The organism is Mycobacterium sp. 1245852.3 (assembly GCF_001669335.1).
Classification (GTDB): domain Bacteria; phylum Actinomycetota; class Actinomycetes; order Mycobacteriales; family Mycobacteriaceae; genus Mycobacterium; species Mycobacterium europaeum_A.
The window spans coordinates 1-8,449 of the sequence record NZ_LZLL01000173.1 but is presented as its reverse complement, the minus strand read 5'-3'; the positions used below and the strand labels follow the sequence as shown (position 1 = coordinate 8,449).

Here is an 8,449-nt window from a genome sequence, read left to right as displayed (position 1 = left end):
CGGCACGTTGATCATGGGGGCCCGCTTGGTGATTCCGCGGCCCGACGGGCTGCGCGACATCGGCTATCTCACCGATCTTTTGGCCCGCGAAGGCATCACCTCCATGCACTTCGTGCCGTCGTTGCTGGGGCTCTTCCTGTCCCTGCCGGGCGTCAGCCAGTGGCGGACGCTGCGGCGCGTGCCGATCGGCGGCGAGGCCCTGCCCGGTGAGATCGCCGACAAGTTCCACGCCACCTTCGACGCGTCGCTGTACAACTTCTACGGGCCGACCGAGACCGTGGTGAACTGCACCAGCTACCCGGTGGAAGGCACCCAGGGCACCCGGGTGGTGCCGATCGGCCGACCCAAGATCAACACTCAGGTATATCTGCTCGACAATGCCCTGCAGCCAGTTCCCGTCGGCGTGATCGGTGAGATCTACATCGCCGGAACGCATGTCGCGCACGGATACCATCGCAGGCCCCAGTTGACGGCCGAGCGCTTCGTCGCCGACCCGTTCACGCCGGGCGGGCGGATGTACCGCTCCGGAGACCTGGCCCGCCGCAACGCCCACGGTGACATCGAGTTCGTCGGCCGCGCCGACGAGCAGGTGAAGATCCGCGGCTTCCGCATCGAGTTGGGCGAAATCGCGGCCGCGATCTCGGTGGACCCCAGCGTCGGACAAGCGGTCGTGTTGGCCATGGACCTGCCCCAGCTGGGCAAGAGCCTGGTGGGATACGTGACGCCGGCCCAGGGCGCCGGCACGGAATCGGTTGACGTCGAGCGCATCCGCGCCCGGGTGGCCGCCGCGCTGCCGGACTACATGACCCCGGCCGCCTATGTGGTGCTCGACCAGATTCCGATCACCGCGCATCAGAAGATCGACCGCGCCGCGCTGCCGCAACCACAAATCGCGGCCGCCACCGAATACCGCGACCCGACGACTCCCACCGAACAGCGCGTCGCGCAACTGTTTTCGGGACTGCTCGGACACGACCGGGTGGGCGTCGACGACTCGTTCTTCGATCTGGGCGGCCACTCGCTGGTCGCCACCAAACTGGTGACCGCGATCCGCGCCGAGTGTGGTGTGGAGATCGGCATCCGCGACGTCTTCGAACTCGCCACGGTCGGGGCGTTGGCCGAGCGGATCGACCAGCTGAGTGCCGGCGAGCTGACGCCGTCGCGGCCCAGGCTGATCACCACCGCACACGACGAGCCCATGCCGCTGTCGGCGTCCCAGCTGCGCAGCTGGTTCGCCTACCGCGTGGACGGGCCCAGTCGGGTCAACAACATTCCCTTCGCGGCGAAACTGACCGGGCCGTGGGACATCGATGCGCTGATCGCCGCCGTCGGCGATGTCGTTGCCCGGCACGAGATCCTGCGCACCAGCTACGTCGAGTTGGACGGTGTGCCCTACCAGGTGGTGGGTCCGGCCAATGTCGAAATCCCGGTGCGCCGCGAGGAGGGGCCCGACGACGCCTGGCTGCAGCAGCAGCTCGACATCGAACGGTGCCATTGCTTCGAGCTGGACGCCGAACTGCCGATCCGGGTCGCGGTGCTGCGCACCGAGAACACCGCGGAACACGTGCTGTCGCTGGTCGTGCACCACATCGCGTCCGACCATTGGTCGGCGGGCGTGCTGTTCTCCGACGTGATGACGGCCTACCGGGCCCGGCGCGGGGGAGAAGCGCCATCCTGGGCCCCGCTTCGGGTGCAGTACGCCGACTACGCGGCGTGGCAGCGCACGTTCCTGGGCGACGCCGGCGGGCAGGAATCCGCGATCTCCGCCGACCAGCGGGAGTACTGGACCCGGCAACTGGCCGGTCTGCCGGAGGACACCGGGCTGCGTCCGGACTTCCCCCGCCAGCCCGTGCCCAGCGGTGCGGGCGAGTCCGTCGACTTCCACATCGACGCGGCGACGCGGGCCAAGCTCGGCGAGCTGTGCCGCGAGCTGGGCATCACCGAATTCATGTTGCTGCAAACGGCCGTCGCCGTGGTGTTACACAAAGCCGGTGGCGGAACCGACATTCCGTTGGGCACCCCGGTCGCGGGTCGCACCGAAGCCGAGTTGGACCAGCTGATCGGATTCTTCGTCAACATCCTGGTGCTGCGCAACGACATGGACGGCAACCCGACGTTGCGCGAACTGCTCAAGCGGGCCCGGGAGACCGCCCTGGCCGCCTACGCCCACCAGGACCTGCCGTTCGACCGCGTCGTCGACAGCGTCAGCCCGGTGCGCTCGTTGTCCCGCAACCCGCTGTTCCAGGTCGTGGTGCACGTGCGGGATCACCTGTCCGCTACCCGGGTCATCGAGACCGCGGCGGCCGGCAGCGGCGAGCAGGACACCGTGTGCACCTCGCTCGACCCCATCTTCGACATGGCGCATGCGGATCTGAGCGTCAACTTCTTCGGCACCGACGGCTCCGGCGACATCGGATACAACTGCAATCTCATCTACCGCACCGAGCTCTACGCCAGGACCACCATCGAGCGGTTGGCCGGATGGCTGACCCGGGCGCTCACCGAGTTTGCCGACGACCTCGATCAGACTTTGCGAGACGTCCAGCTGATCGACGCCGGCGAGCAAGACCGCATCCTGCGCGACTGGAGCCGCGGCGAGCAACCGCCGCACGACCGGCCGCGCACCATCCCGGAATTGCTCGAACCCAGCCGCGCCTGGGGAAGCGACCGGATCGCGGTGCGCTGCGGCGGCGACAGCATCGATTACCCTGCACTGCACCGTAGTTCGGACAATCTGGCCGCCCTGCTCATCAGAAGCGGCGTGGGCCCGGGCACGCTGGTTGGATTGTCGACCCGGCGGAGCATCGAGCTGGTGGTGGCGCTGGTGGCCATCATGAAGGCCGGCGCCGGGTACTTCCCCATCGATCCCGGTTATCCGCTGGCGCGAAAGCAATTCATGCTCGACGACGTCGCGCCGCCGGTCGTGATCGCGACCGTCGAAGCGACGGAGACCATGCCGCAGGTGCCCGGCGTCGAGCTGATCTCGCTGGACGATCCCCAGGTACGCACCCTGGTCAACAGCGACGACGTCGATCCGCAGGCGAGGAATGCGCGGGCGCCACACCCCGATGACCCGATGTACCTGGTGTTCACTTCCGGGTCCACCGGCAAGCCGAAAGGGGCGGTGGGAACGCATCGTTCGATGGCCGCCCGGCTCGACTGGCAGCTGCGCCACTACCCGCCGCGCACCGACGACGTGCGCCTGGCGCAGGCCTCGATCACCTTCCTCGAAGGCGGCATGGAGATGCTGGCCGGCCTGGCGGCCGGCGCCACCATGATCCTGGCCGACGACGCCGAACACCGCGACCCGGAGGCCCTCGGGGATCTGATGAACCGGTACTCGGTCGCTCAGGTCACCGCGGTGCCCAGCCTGGTCTCGGCCCTGGTGGACAGCCGGCCCGACGCCGTGCGGTCGCTGTCTCGGCTGGTCTGCGGCGGCGAACCGGTGAGCGCGTCGCTGCTGGCGCGGCTGGTGTCGGTGTGCGCCGACGAGTGTGACGGCGGCACCCAGCTGTTGAACAACATCGGTTCCACCGAGACGTCCGGTGCGGTGTCCCGCGGGCCGTTGGCCCCACCGAATCCGCTTGTCGGAAGGCCCGTCCCGGGTGCGCAGGCCTATCTGCTCGACGATGGGCTGCGTCCCGTGCCCGTCGGAGTGGTGGGCGAGCTGTACTACTCCGGTGACCAGCTGGCTCGGGGATATTGGAAACGCCCCGGCCTGACCGCCACCCGTTTTGTCGCCAATCCCTATGGACTCGAGCCGGGTTCGCGGTTGTACCGCAGCGGCGACCTGGCCCGGTGGACCGAGGACGGGCAGCTGGAGTTCGTCGGGCGTTCCGACCACCAGGTGCAGGTGCGTGGTTTCCGCGTCGAGCTGGCCGAGGTCGAGTCGGCCCTGGCGGCCGTCGATGGTGTCGCCGCCGCGGCGGCTCGCACCTGGGAGGTGCACGGCGGCACGTCGCTGGCCGGATATGTTGTGCCGCAACGGCCTATCTCGGATGACGCCGAGAAGGCGGCTTTCGCGGGGGAGGTGCGCGCCGCGATCGCCACGACGCTGCCGGGGTACATGCTGCCGTCGTCGCTGACCGTGCTCGACGCCCTGCCCAAAACCGAATCGGGCAAGCTGAACCGGCCCGGGTTGCCGCGGCCGGCGGTCAGCACCGGCGGTCAGACCGAACCCGCCCGCACCGACACGGAACGGGCGCTGGCCAAGGTTTTCGCCGAACTGCTGTCCACCCCCGAGGTCGGGCGCTTCGACGACTTCTTCGCCCTCGGCGGTGACAGCATCCTGTCCGTGCAGCTCGCCTCGCGGGCGCGGACCGCCGGCCTGGCCGTGAGCCCGCGGATGATCTTCGAGAATCCGACGGTGCAGCAGCTGGCGGCCGCGCTGGATGCCCTGGGCGACGCGGAATCCGGCATCGAGCAGCAAGAGCCGGCGGCCGACACCCGTTTCGAGCCGATGAGCACCTCCGGGCTGTCGTCCTCGGACCTGTCCGCGGTGACGCAGCTTTGGTCGTCGTCACGCCAAGGCACGACGTGACGGCCGCCAAAACCGATGTCGCGCCCGACATCGAGGACGTCATGGCGCTGAGCCCGCTGCAAGAGGGCTTGTATTCGCTGACCACGCTCGCCGAATTCGCCGACGGCGAAGCGGCGGATGACCCGTACGTGATCGGGATCGCCGCGGACATCTCCGGCGCACTCGACGTCGCACTGCTGCGCGACTGCGCGGAGCAGATGTTGGTGCGCCACCCGAACCTGCGGGCCAGCTTCTTCAGCCGGGGGATCCCGCGACCGGTGCAGATCGTGCCGTCCCGCGTCGAGCTGCCCTGGCGGCTCGTCGCCGCCGCGCCGGGGGACGTAGCGGCGCTGGAAACCGGCGAGCGGCGGCGACCGTTCGATCTTGAGCACGGGCCGGCCATCCGCTTCCTGCTGATCGAATTGCCCGGCGAGCAATGGCGTTTGGTACTCACCGCCCATCACATCGTGATCGACGGTTGGTCGCTGCCGGTGTTCGTCAACGAGTTGATGATGCTGTACCAGGCCGGCGGCGATCCGGCGGCGCTGCCCGCCGCCCCGCGGCCCTACCGCGACTACATCGGCTGGCTGGCGAGCCGCGATCCGGAAGCCAGCCAACGGGTCTGGCGCGAACACCTGGCGGGACTGCCGGGCCCCACCCTGCTCGCCGCCGCCCTGGGATCCATGGACACGAGCGAGGGCCAGCAACCGGGGCTGCCGCGCACCACCCGACTGCGACTGCCGGCCGAAACCACCACGCGGCTGGTCGACGGCACCCGCTCCCGGGGCGTCACCGTCAACACCCTGATGCAAATGGCCTGGGCGCTGGTGTTGTCGCGGCTGACCGATACGCACGACGTGGTGTTCGGGGTCACGGTGTCCGGCCGTCCCCCCGAACTGACCGGCGTCGAGACCATGGTCGGCTTGTTCATCAATACCGTGCCGCTGCGGGTCCGGCTCGACCCGTCCGCCTCCGCCGGCGAGCAGTGCCGCGCCGTGCAGCGCACCGCCGCGCTGCTGCGCGAACACAGCTATCTCGGGCATGCCCAACTTCGCGCCCTCGGCGGCGTCGGGGAGATGTTCGACACCCTGCTGGTCTACGAGAACTTTCCGATGGACGGCCTGACCGCCGGCGGCGAATTGACCGCCGGCGGAGCGACATTCCGGCCGTCCGCGCTGCAGACCCTGTCGCATTTCCCGATCGCCATCGCCGCCCACATGGAAGGCGGCGAGCTGGTGGTGCTGATCGAAGCGATCGACGGAGCGCTGGGGGCGGTTCCCGCCGCCACCTTCGGGCGCCGCGTGCTGACCACCGCCGAGCGACTGCTGCAGGGCTGGGAGCGTCCCCTGCGCGAGGTCAGCGTCCTGCTCGACGATGAGGACGGCCCGCTGGGCGCGACCGCAACGCCGAAACCGTTGGCGCCGTTGAGCATCCACGCCCGCTTCGCCGACGTCGTGGCCAGGACGCCGGACAACCCGGCTATCAGCTGGGCGGGCGGGACGCTGAGCTACCGCGAGCTGAACCGGCACGCCACCCGGCTGGCGGCGCGACTCGCCCGACAGGGCGTCAAGTCCGAAACACCCGTGGCTCTCAAACTTTCGCGAGGGCCGCACTACATCATCGCGTTATTGGCCGTGCTCAAAGCCGGAGGCATGTGCGTGCCGATGGAGCCCGGCATGCCCCCCGAACGGATCGACTCGATCTTGCGCCAATCGGGCGCGTCGATCGTCTTGGACGACGAGCTGACCGAAAAGCTGCTCGAGTCCGGCGAACCGCACGACGAAGACTTCGACGCCGTCGACGTTCCACCCGCGCAGGCCGCCTACGTCGTGTTCACCTCCGGCACGACGGGAGAACCCAAGGGCGTCATCGGAACTCACGGTGCGGTGGGCGCCTACGCCGACGATCATCTGGACCGCGTATTGCGGCCCGCGGCAGCCACACTGGGCCGGCCCCTGCGCATCGCCCACGCATGGTCGTTCGCCTTCGACGCCGCCTGGCAGCCGCTGGTCGGCCTGCTCGACGGGCACGGCGTGCATGTCGTCGACGAGCAGACCCAGACCGATGCCGAGGCGCTGGTCGCGCTGATCGCCGCGCAGGGCATCGACATGATCGACACCACGCCGTCGATGTTTGCCCAGCTGCAGGCGTTCGGTTTGCTCACCGAGGCGCCGCTGACCGTGCTGGCGCTGGGCGGCGAGGCGGTGGGCAGCGCGGCCTGGGCGCGGATCCGCAACACCTGCGACACCACCTCGATGATGGCGCACAACTGCTACGGGCCCACCGAAACCACGGTCGAGGCGGTGGTCGCCACCATCGCCGAGTACGACGAGCCCTCGATCGGACGCCCGACCCGGCACACCCGCGGCTACGTACTGGATTCCGCGCTGCGCCCGGTGCCCTGCGGGGCGACGGGCGAACTGTATCTGGGCGGTGCCCAGCTGGCCCGCGGCTATCTGGGCCGCGCCCCGGAGACCGCGGCACGCTTTGTCGCCGACCCGTTCGCGGCGGCAGAACGGATGTATCGCACCGGCGATTTGGTGCGCCGATTGCCCGACGGCTCACTGCAATACGTGGGACGAGCCGACGCCCAGGTGAAGATTCGCGGCCACCGCGTCGAACCCGGCGAGATCGCGGCCGCCCTCGAATCACATCCGGCCGTGCGGCACGCCGGGGTGCTGGTACGGCAACGCCGAGGCGTTGCGCGGCTCACCGCATACGTCGCGATCGACCCGGCCACCCAAGGGTCCACGGCCGCCGAGTTGCGGAGCATGCTCAGCAACCGGCTGCCGCGCTACATGGTTCCACAGCGCATCATCGTGGTCGACGAGATTCCGTTGACCCCCAACGGAAAACTCGACGAAACGGCATTGGCCGCATTCGACGCCGACGAATCCGAAGCCGGCACGGCGTCGCCCGAGACGCCCACGGAATCCGCGCTGGCCGAGCTGCTCGCCGAGCTCCTTGGGCAATCGCGCATCGACGTCACCGCCGACTTTTTGCAGCTGGGCCTGGACAGCATCATGGCGTTGTCGGTGGTGCAAGCGGCCCGGGCACGCGGAATTGCGTTGCGCGCCAGGCTCATCCTCGAGTGCGGCAACGTCCGCGAACTGGCCGAAGCGATCGACTCGGAGACCACGGCCGCCGCCCGGCAGGCGGACACCGGTACCGGACCGATGCCGTTGCTGCCCAACGGCCGATGGCTCTACGAACACGGCGACCCGCGCAGGCTCGCTCAGACCGAAGCCATCCGATTGCCCGAGACGCTGCGCCGCGAACAGCTGGAAGCGGCCCTGGCCGGCATCATCGAGGGCCACGAGGTGCTGCGCACCCGGGTGGACCGCTCCACCATGACCCTGGTACCCAACCCCGGCGCCGATATTCGCAACGCACTCAACGAGGTTGAGGTGAGCGGCGATCTGGCCGCGGCGGTACCGGCCCGCGTCACCGAGGCCGTCGAGCGCCTGGACCCAGAACGCGGAACGCTGCTGTCCGCGGTGTGGCTTCGACCGCCCGCCGGGGAAAGCGTTCTGCTGCTGGCCGCGCACGTCGTCGCGCTGGACCCCGCGTCGTGGCGAGTGATCCTCGGTGAACTCGGCGCCGCGCTGGCGGCCGCGGCCACCGGCCACTCGCCGGCGCCCGTTCGCGAACACACCAGCTATCGCCGCTGGGCCGACGCGCTCGCCGCGCGGGCGCAGCGGCTGGACACGGCGCAATTCTGGGCGTCCCAGCTCGACGGCGACGATCCCGACCTCGGTGCCCGGCGGCTGGATCCGCGCAGCGATCGGGCCCGCGATCTGATCGTCCGCAACGCCGTCACCGACGCCGACGTCACCCGCCGGCTGCTGGATTCGGGTCTGCCGTTGCCCACGCTGCTGGTCACCGCCACCGCGGCGACGGTGACCCGCTGGCGCGAGCTGCGCGGCCAGC

At 69.6% G+C, this 8,449-nt stretch carries 2 protein-coding genes; both read left to right on the top strand.

All coding sequences use genetic code 11. The features are described from left to right. A partial coding sequence (locus A9W96_RS07515; protein ID WP_067138730.1) for a non-ribosomal peptide synthetase occupies positions 1-4,540 on the top strand: 4,540 nt, incomplete at its 5' end. Next, a partial coding sequence (locus tag A9W96_RS07510) for a non-ribosomal peptide synthetase (protein WP_067138728.1) occupies positions 4,537-8,449 on the top strand: 3,913 nt, incomplete at its 3' end. The genes A9W96_RS07515 and A9W96_RS07510, both read left to right, overlap by 4 nt.